The organism is Roseovarius maritimus, from assembly GCF_043355895.2.
In the GTDB taxonomy this organism is placed as follows: domain Bacteria; phylum Pseudomonadota; class Alphaproteobacteria; order Rhodobacterales; family Rhodobacteraceae; genus Roseovarius; species Roseovarius maritimus.
Genome location: NZ_JBHFPF020000007.1, coordinates 95,570 through 111,250 on the forward strand (window position 1 = coordinate 95,570; position 15,681 = coordinate 111,250).

General features: G+C 63.4%; 15 protein-coding genes. 6 read left to right on the top strand and 9 right to left on the bottom strand.

From position 1 onward, the window contains the following. Nucleotides 1-4: 4 nt before the first annotated feature. The 4 genes from ACEWPM_RS13590 to ACEWPM_RS13605 are packed head-to-tail and all read right to left on the bottom strand — an operon-like array spanning nt 5 to nt 3,347. Complete coding sequence (locus ACEWPM_RS13590; RefSeq protein ID WP_393962727.1) at nt 5-1,042, bottom strand: LLM class flavin-dependent oxidoreductase; 1,038 nt, start codon at nt 1,040-1,042, stop codon at nt 5-7. A 13-nt stretch (nt 1,043-1,055) separates the two neighbouring features. Beyond that, a complete protein-coding gene (locus ACEWPM_RS13595; protein WP_393962726.1) occupies nt 1,056-1,964 on the bottom strand; it encodes a flavin reductase in 909 nt (302 codons plus the stop codon). Further along, nucleotides 1,961-2,773: an alpha/beta fold hydrolase gene (locus ACEWPM_RS13600; protein ID WP_393962725.1), complete on the bottom strand. Its 813-nt coding sequence runs from the start codon at nt 2,771-2,773 to the stop codon at nt 1,961-1,963. Before ACEWPM_RS13600 ends, ACEWPM_RS13595 begins: the two co-directional genes overlap by 4 nt. Next, the gene (locus ACEWPM_RS13605) at nt 2,745-3,347 is read right to left on the bottom strand and encodes an amino acid synthesis family protein (RefSeq protein ID WP_393962724.1); all 603 of its coding nucleotides are present in this window, start codon (nt 3,345-3,347) and stop codon (nt 2,745-2,747) included. The genes ACEWPM_RS13600 and ACEWPM_RS13605 overlap by 29 nt, the downstream gene beginning before the upstream one ends. 107 nt (nt 3,348-3,454) lie before the next feature. On the opposite strand from ACEWPM_RS13605, the gene ACEWPM_RS13610 reads away from it, so the two are divergent. Then, a complete protein-coding gene (locus ACEWPM_RS13610; protein ID WP_393962723.1) occupies nt 3,455-4,156 on the top strand; it encodes a GntR family transcriptional regulator in 702 nt (233 codons plus the stop codon). A 113-nt stretch (nt 4,157-4,269) separates the two neighbouring features. On the opposite strand, the gene ACEWPM_RS13615 is transcribed toward ACEWPM_RS13610, so the two are convergent. Then, entirely contained in the window at nt 4,270-5,934 is a 1,665-nt protein-coding gene (locus ACEWPM_RS13615; protein WP_393962722.1) for an NAD+ synthase, read from the bottom strand. A 150-nt stretch (nt 5,935-6,084) separates the two neighbouring features. Here ACEWPM_RS13615 and ACEWPM_RS13620 point away from each other — a divergent pair, with 150 nt between their 5' ends. Further along, nucleotides 6,085-7,602 (top strand): MORN repeat-containing protein, encoded by a 1,518-nt coding sequence (locus ACEWPM_RS13620; RefSeq protein WP_393962721.1) that lies wholly within the window; start codon nt 6,085-6,087, stop codon nt 7,600-7,602. A gap of 44 nt (nt 7,603-7,646) precedes the next feature. Next, a complete protein-coding gene (locus ACEWPM_RS13625) occupies nt 7,647-8,081 on the top strand; it encodes a GFA family protein (RefSeq protein ID WP_393962720.1) in 435 nt (144 codons plus the stop codon). A gap of 4 nt (nt 8,082-8,085) precedes the next feature. Here ACEWPM_RS13625 and holA read toward each other — a convergent pair whose 3' ends face one another. The 3 genes from holA to leuS are packed head-to-tail and all read right to left on the bottom strand — an operon-like array spanning nt 8,086 to nt 12,176. Further along, nucleotides 8,086-9,111 (bottom strand): DNA polymerase III subunit delta, encoded by a 1,026-nt coding sequence (holA, locus tag ACEWPM_RS13630; protein ID WP_393962719.1) that lies wholly within the window; start codon nt 9,109-9,111, stop codon nt 8,086-8,088. Continuing rightward, nucleotides 9,108-9,605, bottom strand: coding sequence for an LPS assembly lipoprotein LptE (gene lptE / locus ACEWPM_RS13635; RefSeq protein WP_393962718.1), 498 nt, complete (start codon nt 9,603-9,605; stop codon nt 9,108-9,110). Before lptE ends, holA begins: the two co-directional genes overlap by 4 nt. Before the next feature lie 24 nt (nt 9,606-9,629). Further along, nucleotides 9,630-12,176: a leucine--tRNA ligase gene (gene leuS / locus ACEWPM_RS13640; RefSeq protein ID WP_393962717.1), complete on the bottom strand. Its 2,547-nt coding sequence runs from the start codon at nt 12,174-12,176 to the stop codon at nt 9,630-9,632. Between the two features lie 165 nt (nt 12,177-12,341). On the opposite strand from leuS, the gene ACEWPM_RS13645 reads away from it, so the two are divergent. Continuing rightward, nucleotides 12,342-13,016 (top strand): hypothetical protein, encoded by a 675-nt coding sequence (locus tag ACEWPM_RS13645; protein ID WP_393962716.1) that lies wholly within the window; start codon nt 12,342-12,344, stop codon nt 13,014-13,016. 27 nt (nt 13,017-13,043) lie between these two features. After that, entirely contained in the window at nt 13,044-14,294 is a 1,251-nt protein-coding gene (locus tag ACEWPM_RS13650) for a glycosyltransferase (RefSeq protein ID WP_393962715.1), read from the top strand. 18 nt (nt 14,295-14,312) lie between these two features. Here ACEWPM_RS13650 and ACEWPM_RS13655 read toward each other — a convergent pair whose 3' ends face one another. Beyond that, on the bottom strand, nt 14,313-14,795 hold the full coding sequence (locus tag ACEWPM_RS13655) for a DUF3576 domain-containing protein (RefSeq protein ID WP_393962714.1): 483 nt from the start codon (nt 14,793-14,795) through the stop codon (nt 14,313-14,315). A gap of 194 nt (nt 14,796-14,989) precedes the next feature. On the opposite strand from ACEWPM_RS13655, the gene ACEWPM_RS13660 reads away from it, so the two are divergent. Continuing rightward, the gene (locus tag ACEWPM_RS13660) at nt 14,990-15,643 is read left to right on the top strand and encodes a YggS family pyridoxal phosphate-dependent enzyme (RefSeq protein WP_393962713.1); all 654 of its coding nucleotides are present in this window, start codon (nt 14,990-14,992) and stop codon (nt 15,641-15,643) included. The last annotated feature ends 38 nt before the right edge of the window (nt 15,644-15,681 follow it).

A 15,681-nucleotide genomic window follows, 5' to 3' on the forward strand; every position in this document is an offset into this window, starting at 1 on the left:
CCCCTTATGCAAACGCGGGCATCACGTCCTTGATGAAGCGCTCGAGCGACGCTTTCTTGCGCTCGAAACTCATGCCGCTGTCGATCCAGAAGGAATACTCGTCATAGCCCAGATCGGCATAGGCCTGAATCCGGCCAATCGCTTCGGGCGCGGTCGCGATGACATTGTCGCGCAGCATCGCCTCGGGCGAATAGAAGGGATGGCTTGCAATCTCGTCCTCGCTCAGCGTCTCGATCAGGCCCTGGGACACGGCGCGCTCGTTTTTGAACCAGGCCCCGAAATAGCAATAGAAGCGATTGATCTCTTCTGCCGCCTGCCGGGCATCCTCGGCGTCGGCGGCGATATATGTGTGGTTCAGCAGCATGATCTCGGGCCGACGTATGTCGGGGAATTTGGCGCAAGCGGCGTTGAATGTCTCCATCAGGCGGGTGATTTCGCCATCGCCCTGCCAGAGTGGCGTCACCTGCACGTTGCAGCCCTGCGCCACGGCAAACTCGTGGCTGTTGGGATCGCGCGCGGCAATCCAGATGGGCGGACCGTTCTTTTGCACCGGTTTGGGCGACGAGGTGGTCGCCGGAAAGGAATGATAGACGCCTTCCTGCGCATAGTCGCCCTTCCAGAGGCCCTTTACCGCCGGGACCAGCTCGCGCAGGCGCAGGCCCGCATCCCACGCATCCATACCCGGCATCATGCGCTCATATTCATAACTGTAGGCGCCGCGCGCGATGCCAAGGTCCAGCCGGCCATCGACGATCATGTCGGTCATCGCCGCCTCGCCCGCCAGACGGATCGGATGCCAGAAGGGCGCGATTACGGTGCCCGTACCCAGGCGCACGTTTTTGGTCTGCCGCGCGAGGTCGATCAGATTCAGGAACGGGTTCGGGGCGATGGTGAAATCCATGCCGTGATGCTCGCCGGTCCAGACTGCATGCATCCCGCCGGCATCGGCAATCTTGGAGAGCGCGATGAAGTTGTCATAGAGCTGCCTTTGATCCTCGTCGGGCGACAGCCGCTCCATGTGGACGAACAGTGAAAACCGCATGTGACGCCTCCTCTCAAGCCACCGGGCGGACTTCGCCGCTGGTCTGATCGCCGTAATAGATGCCGTAGTGGCCCAGCGTGGTCTCCGCGGCAAAGCGCGTCAGCATGGTCCTGATGGCCGGGTCGGACACCGAAGACAGCACCGCCGTATCAAGGGCGGTGAACGCCCCCCTGGCCGGCACGCCGCCGACTCCTTGGCACAGGAACGAGATATGCTGGCGCCTGCGATCCACATCTTCGAAGACCGAGTAGACAAAGCCGGGCTGCGCCTCGACGCCGGTGGCCGCGATCAGCTTCTTGACCGCAGTCGACGCGCCCTCATCCTTCACGGCGCGCCCCGGCAGGGTCAGGCCGCCCGCGCCATCTTCAACCAGCAGGACACGGCCCTCCCTCTCGATCAGCGCCGAGACGATCAGGTTGGCCCCATGCGCCAGCGCGTGGGTGGCCGTGGAGGGCGTGACATAGGCGCCGCGCGCATAGCCAAGGCCAGACTCGGCGGTGCTGCCGAAGGCTTCGACCTGGCCGATGAGAATGATGTGATCCCCGGCCTCGACTGTCCGGTGCATGCTGCAATCGAACCATCCGCACGCGCCCTCCAGAATGGGCGATCCATGCGGCCCAGCTTGCCAGTCGACGGTCGCGAAGCGATCCTCGACCGGCTGCGCGAAGGTGTTGGAAACCTCTATCTGCGTCTCGGACAGGATATTGACCGCAAACCCCTTGGCAGCGACCAGTGCATCGTAGTTCCGTGACGATTTCCCAAGGCAGACCAAGACCAGCGGCGGGTCCAGCGATACCGAGGTGAAGGAGTTTGCCGTAAATCCCAGTGGCGCTCCCTCGCCGTCACGGGCCGTAACCACGGTCACCCCGGTCATGAATGTGCCAAAAGCGTTCCGCAGCTTGCGCGAATCGAGCGGTGTCATTGCAGTTCCTTTTGTGTCGCGGGCTGGGTGAGCCAGGTGCGCAGATGCGCCCCCACTTCGGCGGGGGCCGTGAGGTTGATCATGTGCCGGTGCCCGGCGATGGTGACGGCCCTGCCCCGCGGCGCAAGGCGCGCCATCGCGGCGGACATCCCGGGCGTCGAGTTGGGATCGCCGTCGCCGGTCATGGCCAAAAGCGGACAGGTGATTTGCCGCAGCTGGCCTGCATAGATCGAATCGCCACTGGCGAAGGCCGTATAGGCGGCGGCATAGCCTGCGGCATCCACCGCGCGGAGCCACCCGGCGACCTGAGCCTTGGCCGCATGCTCGGCAGGGGTGTCGCCGAACCAGCGCGCCAGCGGCGTCTCCACATCAATCTGGCCGCTGCGGATCTCGCGGGCCCGCGCCTCTACCGCGCGGCGCGCGGCGGCATCCCGGCGATAGACACCGTTCAGAAGTGCCACGCGGCGGGTCAGCTGCGGATAGCTGGCAGCAAATCCCGCCGCGATCAGCGCGCCCATGGAATGGCCTGCGATATTGACCGGGCCCAAATCCAGCGCCAGAACTGCCGCGTGGCACCAGGCGACGAAGTCAGGCAATTCGCTTCCCTCGGCCAGGCGGTCGCTGCCGCCATGCCCCGGCAGATCCAGCGCGATGACGCGGTAGTCGCCCGACAGCTCGGCGATTTGCGGCCCCCATGCCGCCGATTGCATCCCGACGCCGTGCAAGAGGACCAAAGGCTCGCCCTTGCCGCTGTCGCGATAGGCGACGGTTACGCCGAACTCAGACAGCCGCAGGGTTGTCAACGTCATGGCCCAGCTCCTTGAGGTCCTGATAGCGGTCCCCGATCCTGTGATGCGGACGCCCGCCAATCGACGCGCCAAGGGCGACCACGATTTCGTCCGCGCCGGGCGCATCGGCTACCGAGGTCTGGATCGTCAGGTAGTGTGAGCGTTTGCCCGCATCATCCTTGTCCATCAGCGGGATCATCAGGGGCGCATTGGCCGGACCGCGCGTGTTGCAGAACGACAGGTAGGATTTGGCACCGACGGCGTTGCGGTAGTGATTGCCAAAGCGCAGCGTGTGGATCAGCGCCGAGGCGTGCTCGACCTCACCATTGAGGCCGACGATGGCCGACTTTCCATAGCCCTCCACCTTGTCGCCGCCGCCCGCAGCCTCCAGCACCATTTCGGTCAGCAGCTTGCCCAGCCCCGATGCGCAGTCCTGAATGGCCGGCGACAGATCCTCGACAAAGCCCTGCCCGGCCCAAGGGTTGCGGATCACGGCCATCGCCGCGATCAGTGTCAGAGCGGTCGGCGCGGCCTTACCCCCTTCGATCAAAGTCGTCTCGATATGCAGCAAGGTCTTTCTGATTTCGGCGGGCATCGGTGTCATCCTGAAATGGGTGGCTCTCATTCAATCTTATGGTATACCATCATACCATAAGTCAATAATCCTTGTTGCCCAATTTGCCACCTGCTAGGAAATCCCGCATGGATCCTGAAAAAATCGCCCTGCAGAAAATCGACAAAGCCCCGCAAACATTGCGCGATATCGTGCAGGAGCGAATGCGCAGCGCGATCATCGAGGGGCATTTCGCCCCCGGCGAGCGCCTGGTCGAGCGGCCCCTGTGCGACCAGCTGGGCGTCAGCCGCACCGTCATCCGCGAGACGATCCGTTTTCTCGAAGCGGAAGGCTTGGTCGAGATTATCCCCAATCGCGGGCCCATCGTGGCGACTTTCGACTGGGATCAGGTCAGGCAGATCTATGATATCCGGCGACAGCTGGAGGGCTCGGCCGCAGCCGCCTGCGCGGCCGCGCAGGACAAGGGGTTTGCCAAGCGTCTCAGCGCCGCGTTGCGCGCCCTTGCCGATACCATGGACGACGATACATGGACCGAGCTTTTGCAGGCCAGCACGCATTTCTACGAGCTGATTTTCACGCAGGCCGGCCATAGCGTGGCGTGGGAAATCGTGCAGCGCCTCAATGGCCGGATCAGCAGGCTACGCGCCCTGACGCTGGCTGAACGGGACCGTGCGCGGCCCGGCATCGCGCATATGACGGCTATCCATGACGCAATCCTCGCCCATGACCCCGAGGCGGCACGCGCTGCAGTGCGCGCGCATATCGACGACGCCTCGCGCACGGCCCGGCGCGTCCTGAGCGCGGAAAAGGCGGATGCCGCCAGCGCGTGACTAAAGCGTTTCGCGAAAAACCTGGATCACTGATTTTCGCGAAACACGTGCCACGTTTCAATGTGGCGCGCGTTTCGCCTTTATCTGATGTCTCAGGTTAAAGGCGAAACGCTTTAGTCCTTGCGCCCATCCCGCCAGCGGTTGACGATGGGGTAACGCCGGTCCAGCCAGAAAGCATGTTTGCTCAGCCGGGTGCCGGGGGCGGACTGAAAGCGCTTGTATTCGCTGATATAGATCAGATGCTCGATCTGGGCGGCATCCTCGCGCGAATAGCCCGCCAGAACGCAATCCTCAATACTACCATCCCCATCGACAAGGATCTGAAGGATACCGTCCAGCACCGGATAATCGGGCAGCGAGTCGCTGTCCTTCTGGTCTTCGCGCAGCTCGGCCGAAGGGGGCTTGTCGATGATGCGCTTTGCTATCACCTCGCCTTTCGGGCCCATCATCCAATCCCGGTGATTGGCATTGCGCCAGCGGCACATGTCGAAGACGCGCGTCTTGTAGAGATCCTTGATCGGGTTGTAGCCGCCATTCATGTCGCCATAGATCGTGGCATAGCCCACGGCGACCTCGGATTTGTTGCCCGTGGTCAGCAGCATTTCCCCGAACTTGTTGGATATCGCCATCAGCAGCAGCCCGCGCAGGCGCGACTGGATGTTCTCCTCGGTGATGCCCGGCTCTGTGCCTGCAAACAGGGGCGCGAGCGTGGACGTGATCGCCGCGCGCCCCTCGTCGATGGGCACGAAATCATAGGCGCAGCCCAGCGCCTCGGCCATCCCCTGCGCATCGTCCAGCGACGCCTGGCTGGTATACTCGGATGGCAGCATCACGCAGCGCACATTCTCGGGGCCGAGCGCATCAGCGGCGATGACGGCCACGATGGCCGAGTCGATGCCGCCCGACAGGCCCAGGAGCACCTTCTTGAAGCCCGTCTTGCGCATATAGTCGCGCAGGGCCAGCACCATGGCGTTGTAGTCCTGCTCCATCAGGTCCGGGATATGCGCCAGATCGCCCTTTTCGGCGGTCCAGCCGCCCTCGCCGCGCGTGAAATCCACATGCGCAAGGCCCGCCTCGAAGACCGGCATCTGCACGGCCAGCGCGCCGCCGGGGTTCAACACGAAGCTGCCCCCGTCGAACACCTGATCGTCCTGTCCGCCGGCGAGGTTCAAATAGATCAGCGGCAGCCCCGTCTCGACCACACGGCTGACCATGATGGTCTGGCGCACCTCCATCTTGCCCCGGTAATAGGGCGAGCCATTGGGCACCAAGAGGATTTCGGCCCCCGTTTCGGCCAGCGTCTCGGTCACATCATCATGCCAGGCATCTTCGCAGATCGGGCTGCCGATGCGCAGGGCGCCCACCGTATACGGCCCCGCGACGGGGGCCGAGCCATAAAGCCGCACCTCGTCGAACACCGTCTCGTTGGGCAGGTGATGCTTGAGCACGCAGGCCGTCACCTTGCCGCCCTGCAGGATGTAATAGGCGTTGCAGAGCTTGGCCCCCTCCAGCGCAGGGCCGCCGATGGCGATGGCCGGGCCGTCGGCGCAGCCCCGCGCCAGTGCTTCGATCGTCTCGATCGCCGTCTGGTGAAAGACCGGTTTCATCACCAGATCCTGCGTGTTGTAACCGGTGATAAACATCTCGGGCAGCGCCAGCATGTCGGCCCCCGCCGCCTTGGCCTGCCGCCACGCATCCCGCGCCATGGCGGCATTTGCCTCCAGATCACCGACGGTTGGATTGAGTTGGGCGAGGGTCAGGCGAAACCTGTCGGGCATGGGCACTTCCTATCTTTGCGCCCCAACATCTAGCAGACACGCACGCGGAGGAAAGCCGATATGACCGAATCGCGTTGCCCCGATGGGACCTGTCCATTAACTTCTGCAAAAGCCGCGCGGGTGCGCGGGCAAGGGCATCCGGGGCAGAGCATGGTAACCATTACGGCAAGACGAACAGTATTCGCCATATCGCTGGCGCTTGGCGCAGGTGCGCTGGTCACAGGCGCCGCGGCGCAGGACGATGCGATCCAGACCAAGCAATATGATGATGGCGGCGTCTATGAGGGCACGTTCAAGGACGGGCTGCAGCACGGCACCGGCACCTACACCCTGCCCAATGGCTATGAATATTCCGGCGACTGGCAGGAGGGCGAGATCAAGGGCAGCGGCACGGCCCGCTTTCCGAACGGATCGGTCTATGAGGGCGAGTTCGCGTTGGGCAAGCCCAACGGCATCGGCAAGATCGTTTTCACCGATGGCGGCACCTATGAAGGCCAGTGGGTCAACGGCAAGATCACCGGGCGCGGTGTGGCCGTCTATGCCAATGGTGTGCGCTACGAGGGCGAATTCCTGAACGCGATGCATCACGGGCGTGGCACGATGACTTCGCCGGGCGGCTATATCTACGAGGGCGACTGGGTCGAGGGGATCAAGGAGGGTAACGCCTCCATCACCTATCCAGATGGCGCCACCTATGAAGGCGAAGTGAAGCGCGGCGCACGCGATGGCACCGGCACGCTGACCATGCCAGATGGTCTGGTCTATTCCGGCCTCTGGAAGGACGGGCAGATCGACGGCAAGGGCACGCTGACCCAGCCCAATGGCGATGTCTACGAGGGTGATCTGGTGGCCGGTCGCCGCGAGGGCGAAGGCCGCGTCGTTTATGAGGGCGGCGACGTCTATGAGGGCGAATTCGCCAATGACAAGCGCGACGGTCAGGGCACGTTCACCGGTACCGATGGCTATGTCTACACCGGTACTTGGGTGGCCGGCAAAATCTCGGGCACCGGGCGCGTGACCTATCCTGACGGGTCGGTCTACGAGGGCGAATTCCGCGACGATCTGGCCAATGGCGAGGGCAAGATCACCTATCCAGATGGCGCCACCTACGAGGGCCAGTGGGTCGATGGGGTGATCGAAGGCCAAGGCCGCGCGACCTATCCCAGCGGGCTGGTTTATGACGGGATGTTCAAGAACGCCCGCAACCATGGGCGTGGTGTGATGACATATGCCGATGGCTACCGCTATGAAGGCGACTGGATCGAGGGCGAGCGTGAAGGCACCGGCACCGCGACCTATCCTGACGGCACCGTCTATACAGGCGGCTTTACCGCCGGGCAGCGCGATGGGCAGGGCCGGATCGAGATGCCCGACGGTTTTACCTACGAAGGCGAGTGGAAGGATGGCGAGATCAACGGGAAGGGTGTTGCCACCTATGCCAATGGCGACGTCTATGAGGGCCTTTTCGTCGATGGCAAGCGGCAGGGCACCGGCACGATGCGCTATGCTACCGGGCAAGAGGAGACCGGCCGCTGGCAGAACGGCGCGCTGGCGGCCGAACCGGGCGAGACCGGCACCGCCCCTTCCGAGACCGCTCCTGCGCCTACGCAAGAGCCGGCTGCGGACCCCGCACCCGAGGCTGTATCCGAGCCTGCCACAAGCGAATAGCAACCTGCGCCGCTGCGGCGCTTTCCTGAGAGATGGAGCGCCCCATGACCCATACCGGCTCCTGCCTCTGCGGCGCCGCAACCTTCACCGTCACAACCCCGATTTCGCAGGCGGGTGCCTGCCATTGCGACATGTGCCGAAAATGGTCGGGCGGGATCCTCACCTCGGTCGAGGTGCCGCAGGACGGTCTGACTGTTACCTCCGGCGATACGATCAGCGTCTTCACCTCATCTGCTTGGGGCGAGCGGGCCTTTTGCACGCGCTGCGGCAGTGGTCTGTGGTTTCGCCTGACCATGCCGGGGCCGCAGCACGGCATGCATTACGTCAACATGGGCGCGCTTGATGATCCATCGGGGATTACTCTGACAGAGGAACTCTTCATCGATGCCAAACCCGAGGGCTATGCCCTGGCCGGCAATCACCACCGCATGACCGGCGCCGAATTCTTTGCCATGATCGAGGCCGCGACCAAGGGCTGACGCTTCAGCGCCGCACCATCATCGCCAGCCGGATCAGCGCGCGCTCGACCAGCGCCATCTGCGGCGCGGTCTGCCCGGCCGAGCGGAGGGCAAGGTCGACCTCCACCAGCACGCTCAGCGCCGATTGCAGATTGGCCGCGCCCCAAGCCTGCGCCTGCCGCTGCATCCGGTCGCGGCGCGGGCCAAAGACCGGCGGGCGCATCCGTGCCATGCCCTGTGACACCCCGCCGGGATCGGACGCCGCCGTGTAGAGCGCGCGGAAATGCCGTGAAGCCGCTATGACAAGGCCCACGGGCTGCACCCCCTGCGCACGAAGCTGCTTCATCATCGGGCCAATCTCACCCGAGCGCGCCTCGGCCACGATATGCAGCACGTCATCCAGATCCGCCTCGACCGAGGCAGGCGCGCAAGCGGCGATATCCTCGGGCGTCACCGGGCCGTCGTCGTTCAGCTTGTATAGCGCCAGCTTGTCCATCGTCTGTCGAAAATCGCCCGGGTCGAGCGCGCGGGCCAGATCGTTCAGATCGCGCATCGCCTCCTGACCGATATTCTTCAGTCCCGATTTTTGCAGCATCGCCTCGATCTCGGCGCGGCTGGGCGGCTCGTCATAGATGGCGGCGGCATAGGCATTCTTATGCGCCTCAAAGGTTTTGCGCAGCTTCGATGTGGGCTTGAGCTGACCTGCCGTCACGATGATCTGCGCATCGCCCTCACGCCAATCGTCCAGCGCCGCCAGAATGGGCACGGCCAGCGCCTCGGTCGCGTCTTCGACGAAGGCGACGCGCGGGCCGGGGAAAAAACTCGCGGCCTTGACCGCGTCGTTGAGCCGCGCGGGATCCTTGCGCAGATCGCCCGCCGGCATGCGCGTCACGCGCATCTCCTCCTCGCCGGTAGGGCCGACAAGGGCCGCGATCACCTCGGCGCGGCGCAGGGCTATGCGCATGGCATCGGCACCGTAGATCAGCAGGCCCGCCCGCGCTGCTTCGGGGCGCGCGAAATAGCCGGGGGCGTCGCGGGGGCTGAGCTTCATAGGCCCGAGGCAGGTATGGACACGACAAGGCGCGTCACGATCTGGTTTGCAAGGATCGACATCAGGCGCTCGCGCGCGTCCCGTTCGGCGGCCTGTGTTGCCACGGTCGTACCCGATGCAGAATAGCCGGTGAAGTTGCTGGTCTTGCCCGAGGTGATGACCGCCTGCGTCTCCAGATCGCGTAGCGCATAGATCGCCTCGCCCAAAAGGTTGTAGCGCGTGGTCACGTCCTCGCTGGAAATCGCGACCGCCTCGCTATCGACGGTGATCGAATAGCTCAGCCCGTAGCGGCCCGGATTGGCCCGGCCCAGCCGTGTCTCAAGCTCGCGGACAAGCAGGTATTCCTCGCGCGTGACGGGTGTGTCGGGCAACACCGCGCCCTGCAGGGCGGTCGCTGCGCCGCTCGGGCCATAGACCGGCGCGAAACCGCAAGCCGGCAGCACGCCCAAAAGGCCAAGAGCAAACGTGCGGCGCGTGAGGCTGGTACGGGTCACTTGGCTTCTCCTGGTATGCGCGGCTCAGACGACGACGTTGACGATCCGGCCCGGCACGACGATCACCTTTTTCGGCTGGCCGCCCTCCAACGCGCGTTGCACAGCATCGGTCGCCAGCGCGATCTTTTCAACCTCGTCCTTGGGCATGTCCTGAGGCACCTCGATTTCCGTGCGCCGCTTGCCGTTGATCTGCACGGGCAGCGTGATGGTGTCGTCGATCAGCATGGCCTCATCGGCCACCGGCCAAGGCGCCATGGTGATCAGCCCTTCGCCGCCCAGCATGCTCCACAGCTCTTCGGCCAGATGCGGCGTCATCGGCGACATCAGTTGCGCCAACGTGCGGGCCGCCTGGCGCTTGGCCCCGGCGCCGGCCTCGCTCTTGGCCAGCGCGGCGGTAAAGGCATAAAGCCGCGCGATAGCCGCGTTGAAGCCAAAGGATTCGACCCCGGTGCTGACATCATGGATCGCCTTGTGCATCTCGCGCAAGAGCGCCTCATCGGCCTCGGGCGCATCGGCGGCCTCGCTGACCGCGATCTCGGATGCGATGCGCCAGACGCGGGCCAGATGTTTGTGCGCGGCCTCGGCGCCGGCGGCGGTCCATTCGACATCCCGCTCGGGCGGGCTGTCCGACAGGACAAACCAGCGCGCGGTATCGGCGCCATAGGCGTCGATGATGCCTATGGGGTCGACCACGTTCTTCTTGGATTTCGACATCTTGGCCGATGGGACGACCTCGACCGGCGTGCCGTCTGCCAGTTTGCCGTCCGTCACATCTTCGGGCAAGTGATATACGGGGCGGCCCCGCTCGTCCTTGGTCTGGTAGATCTCATGAGTCACCATCCCTTGGGTGAACAGCGCATTGAACGGCTCGATCGCTTTCTTGGGCAGATGACCGGTGATCTGCATCGCGCGGGCAAAAAAGCGGCTGTAGAGAAGGTGCAGGATCGCATGCTCGATCCCGCCGATATACTGGTCCACGTTCATCCAGTATTCCGCCGCCGCCAGATCGGTGGGCGTGTCCGCATGCGGCGCGGTGAAGCGTGCGTAATACCACGAGCTGTCGACGAAGGTATCCATCGTATCCGTCTCGCGCCGGGCCGCGTTGCCGCATTTTGGGCAGGTGGTATCGCGCCATGTCGGGTGACGGTCCAGCGGGTTGCCCGGCACGTCAAAGCTGACATCATCCGGCAGACGGATGGGCAGGTTTTCCTTCTTCTCGGGCACGACGCCGCAGGAAGGGCAATGCACGACCGGAATGGGGCAGCCCCAATAACGCTGGCGCGACAACCCCCAGTCGCGCAAGCGGAACCTGGTCACGCCGTGGCCGACGCCATTCTGCTCGCAAAATTCGATGGCGGCGTCGATGGCGGCATTCGCGGTCTGGTGTGCCTCCCCGGCAAAGCCGCGATTGTAATAGACGGTTTCGGTCTTGGGCGGCACATAGGCTTGCGTCAATTCCTCATCCGCCTCCTCGGAGGGCAGGAAGGTGGCGATGATCGGCAACTCGTATTTCACCGCAAAATCGAAATCGCGCTGGTCATGCGCGGGGCAGCCAAAGACGGCGCCGGTGCCGTAATCCATCAGCACGAAATTGGCGACATAGACGGGCAACTCCCACGACGTATCAAAGGGATGGCGCACGGTCAGGCCGGTGTCATAGCCACGTTTCTCGGCCTTCTCCAACGCCTCCTCGGTGGTGCCGCCCTTGCGGCATTCGGCCGAGAAGCTGGCCAGCGCGGCATCCCCCTGCTCCAGCTTCTTGGCCAGAGGGTGATCGGGCGAAATGGCGATGAAACTGGCGCCCATCAGCGTGTCGGGGCGCGTGGTGTAGACATCGATGCGGTCAAATCCCTCTGGGCCGTCACCCAGACCGAAGGCGAATTGCAGACCGCGCGATTTGCCGATCCAGTTCTCCTGCATCAGCCGCACCTTGGCGGGCCAATCGTCGAGCGTATCGAGCGCGTCCAGAAGCTCCTCGGCCATGTCCGAGATGGCAAAGAACCACTGCGTCAACTCGCGCCGCTCGACCTCGGCGCCGCTGCGCCAGCCGCGCCCGTTCTCGACCTGCTCATTGGCCAGAACGGTCATGTCGACCGGATCCCAGTTGACCACCGCTTTTTTGCGATAAACCAGTCCGGCCTCAAGCATATCGAGGAAAAGTGCCTGCTGCTGGCCGTAATATTCAGGATTGCAGGTGGCGAATTCGCGGGACCAGTCGATGGAAAGGCCCAGCGGCTTCATCTGGGCGCGCATGTCGGCGATGTTTTTATGGGTCCACTCCTTGGGGTGGATGCCTCGTTCCATCGCCGCGTTTTCGGCGGCAAGCCCGAAAGCGTCCCAGCCCATCGGATGCAGCACGTTGTGACCCGTCGCCAGTTTGTGCCGCGCGATCACGTCGCCCAGCGTGTAGTTGCGCACATGGCCCATGTGAATGCGCCCCGAGGGATAGGGAAACATCTCGAGCACGTAATACTTGGGCTTGTCGCGGCCCTGCCGGGCGCGGAAAATCCCGGCCTCGTCCCAGGCTTTTTGCCAGTTGGCTTCGATCTCGGCGGCGGAATAGCGGGACATGGGCGGGCCTTCATCTATGGATGCTGTCAGGACGCGTGATAGGCCGAGTGCGCGCCGGGGTCCAGTGGTTGCCGGCCTTTGCTGGCAAGGCAACACGTCGCTGCCGCAATATCGCCATACGCCCGTGAGAGCTTCCGCCGCATGAACCCGTCCGAGCGTTTTTCCTTGTCCATATGGCTTTTGCTGAGACATCTGCCGCCCGTCTCGGCGGGACGCCTCTTGCTGCCTGCGGTTTTCATCACGGCATGGACTGCCCTGCGCTTGGTCGGCGCAAGCGACGAAGTCTCCTTCGTCTGGGCGTGCGTGCTGGCGCAGGCGGCCCATGTCTGGGCTGTGCTTCCTCTTACGGCATGGCTTCAGCGCCGTGCCTTTGGCCCCTCAGTCAACACTCTGATTCTGGTGCTCTCGGCCTTTCTTGGTTCATTCGCATTTCAGATCGGGTGGTGCGATCCTTGGATGAGTCAGCGGGTCGTCACAATCTGTTGCGCACTGTACGCAGCGATCCTGGCGCTTGGTCTCTTGAGTGGCGGAAAGACGATGGACGCAATCATGCCCGTGTGCGGCCAGGATCCCGCGCTCCTCGCATTCCGCCTGCATCTGGCAAAGCTGAAGGCACTCATTGCGATTCTGTTTCTTGCGTCGAACGAAGCTCTGCTTGCCATGGACGCCGCCCTTGATGCGCGGGTAACAACGCTGACACTGCTTCCGGTCGCGTTGCACTACGTATTTCACATCGCGGCGCGCCTGACCTGCCCGCCCCTCGACGAGGAAAATGACTGGGCGCTGGGCCAATCCTGCGCGCAAGCCACGGCTAGGCAGAGCGCCGGGCCGCATCTATAAGAACGCTCAAATCTGCAGGCAACCCATATGAAAATACTCTTTATCCACCAGAATTTCCCGGGCCAGTACAAGCATCTGGCCCCAGCCCTTGCCGCGCAGGGACACGAGTGCACTGCGCTGACCCTGAAGGTGACCAAGCCTATGACTTGGAAGGGTGTGCGCGTCCTGCCCTATACTCTGCCCAAGCGCACGGGCCAGCAGACCCATCCTTGGCTGCTCGATCTGGATACCAAGGTAACGCGCGGCGAGGCGTGCTGGCGGGCGGCGCGGGTGCTGGCCGATGAGGGCTATGCGCCCGATCTGATCCTTGCGCATCCCGGTTGGGGCGAATCGATGTTTCTGCGCGATCTGTGGCCGGGCGCGCGCCTGGCGCTCTATTGCGAATTTTATCATCACCCGGGCTACCCGCACATGGACTTCGATCCCGAGTTCAAATCACGTGAGCCAGAAGTTCACCCACCGCGCATCCGTCTGAAAAACCTCAGCAACCACCTGCATTTCCCTCGGGCCGAAGCCGGAATCAGCCCGACGACGTTTCAGGCCGATACGTTTCCGCCCGAGTTCCGCGACCGCATCACCGTATGCCATGACGGCATCGACACCGACTGGTCCGCGCCCAACCCCGACGTAACGCTGCGTCTCAAGGGGCAACCCGAATTTTCGCGCCAGACCGAGATCGTGACCTTCATCAATCGCAATCTCGAACCCTATCGCGGCTATCACATTTTCATGCGCGCACTGCCCGAAATACTCCGCGCGCGGCCCAATGCGCGCATTATAATCATCGGCGGCGATGAGGTCAGCTATGGCACCGCGCCCCCGCAGGGCAAAACGTGGAAGCAGATCTTTCGCGACGAAGTGCAGGACCAGATCAGCGCCGATGACTGGCGCCGCGTGCATTTTCTGGGGCGCATCCCGCATGAGGATTTCACGCGGGTGCTGCAGATCAGCCGCGTGCATGTCTATTTGACCTATCCCTTCGTGCTGAGCTGGTCGCTGATGGAGGCGATGTCCTGCGGCGCGGCCATTGTCGCTGGGGACACTGCCCCCGTGCGCGAAGTGATCACCCATGATCAGACCGGGCGGCTGGTGGACTTCTTTGATCGCAAGGCGCTGGTGCGGGAAGTCTGCAGCCTGCTCGACGACGCCGAGGCGCGCGCCCGTATTGGCGAAGCGGCCCGTTCGCTGATGGTCGAGAAATATGATCTCAAGACGGTCTGCCTGCCCCGGCAGCTTGCCTGGGTGGATGAGGTCATGCAGCTGCCGCTGATCGCATGATCAAAGACGGCGGATTGGTCAGTAATTCTCGGCCTGGATCCGCAACTGCCGGGCGCGTGACAGGATCGCATCCTCGACCGCGCGGCGCGTATCCGCATCGACCGGACCGCTTTGCGACGACAGTGATACGTTCAGCGAGCGGGCGTCCAGCGCCGGATCGCTGATCAGGATCGTCGCGCGATAGGCGCGGCCACCACCGGGCGGAACGCCGTAGCCTGTTGAAATCACACCGGTAAACGGATCAGCCGATTGAATGGGAAGAAAATCCAGAACCTGCAGCGAGGCGGTCCAAAGGTAACGGTTAACCTTTACGCTGGACTCGCCACCACGAAAAATATCGAGCACGCTTGTGCCGGATGTGACTCGCGCGGCGCCCTTGGCTTCTTTGCCGCTTTCGACAGCCACGGCATCGGGATCGAATTTTGGCGGCTCATCGCCACAGGCCCCAAGAAATACCAGTGCCGCGCAGGCGCAGACAGCGCGTTTTACCGAAAGAAGCATAATGTTACCGTCCGACGTTATCTGCTCCTCTAGTAACCAACGCGCGCCGGTGGGGCAAGGTGTTTGGTCCAGTGAGACTGCAGCGTCGTCCGGCCTCGGCACCGAAGCCGCTGCCGGACGCGTGCGATCCGCCTTTGCATCGCTGCGCCGGGGTGATTTACTGACCTTTCAAATTGCAGGACCGGGGGACCGCCATGAGCCTTGAAGACATCACCGCCCGCATCGATGCCGCGCTGGCTGCCGCCGGGCGCAGCCCCGGCGACGTGCAGTTGATCGCCGTCTCCAAGATGCAACCGAACGAGCGCGTCGAGGCCGTGCTGCGCGAGGGCCACCGCGTCTTCGGCGAAAACCGCGTACAGGAAGCCGGCGGGAAATGGCCGGAATTTCGAGAGCGTTACGAGGGGATCGATCTGCATCTGATCGGACCACTCCAGTCCAACAAGGTGCGGCAGGCTTTCGATCTGTTCCAGACGATTCATTCGGTCGACCGCCCGAAGCTGGCCAAGACAATCGCCCGCATTGCAGATGAGGAGGGCCATTGCCCCGATGTTTTCCTGCAGGTCAATACAGGCGAAGAGGAACAGAAGGCCGGCGTTGCCCCAAATAAGGCGGATGCCTTCATCGCCGAATGTCGCGCGCTGGACTTACCGGTGAAAGGGCTGATGTGCATTCCGCCCGCGGATGAAGAACCCAGCCTGCATTTCGCGCTGCTGGCCAAGATCGCAAAACGCAATGATCTGGCTGGATTGTCGATGGGAATGAGCGGTGATTTCGAAACCGCAATCGCTCAAGGCGCGACGCATATTCGCGTCGGCAGCGCGATTTTCGGCGCGCGCGATTACAACTGAAACCCGCTACGCACCTGGAACGGAAACCGCAGCGCAGA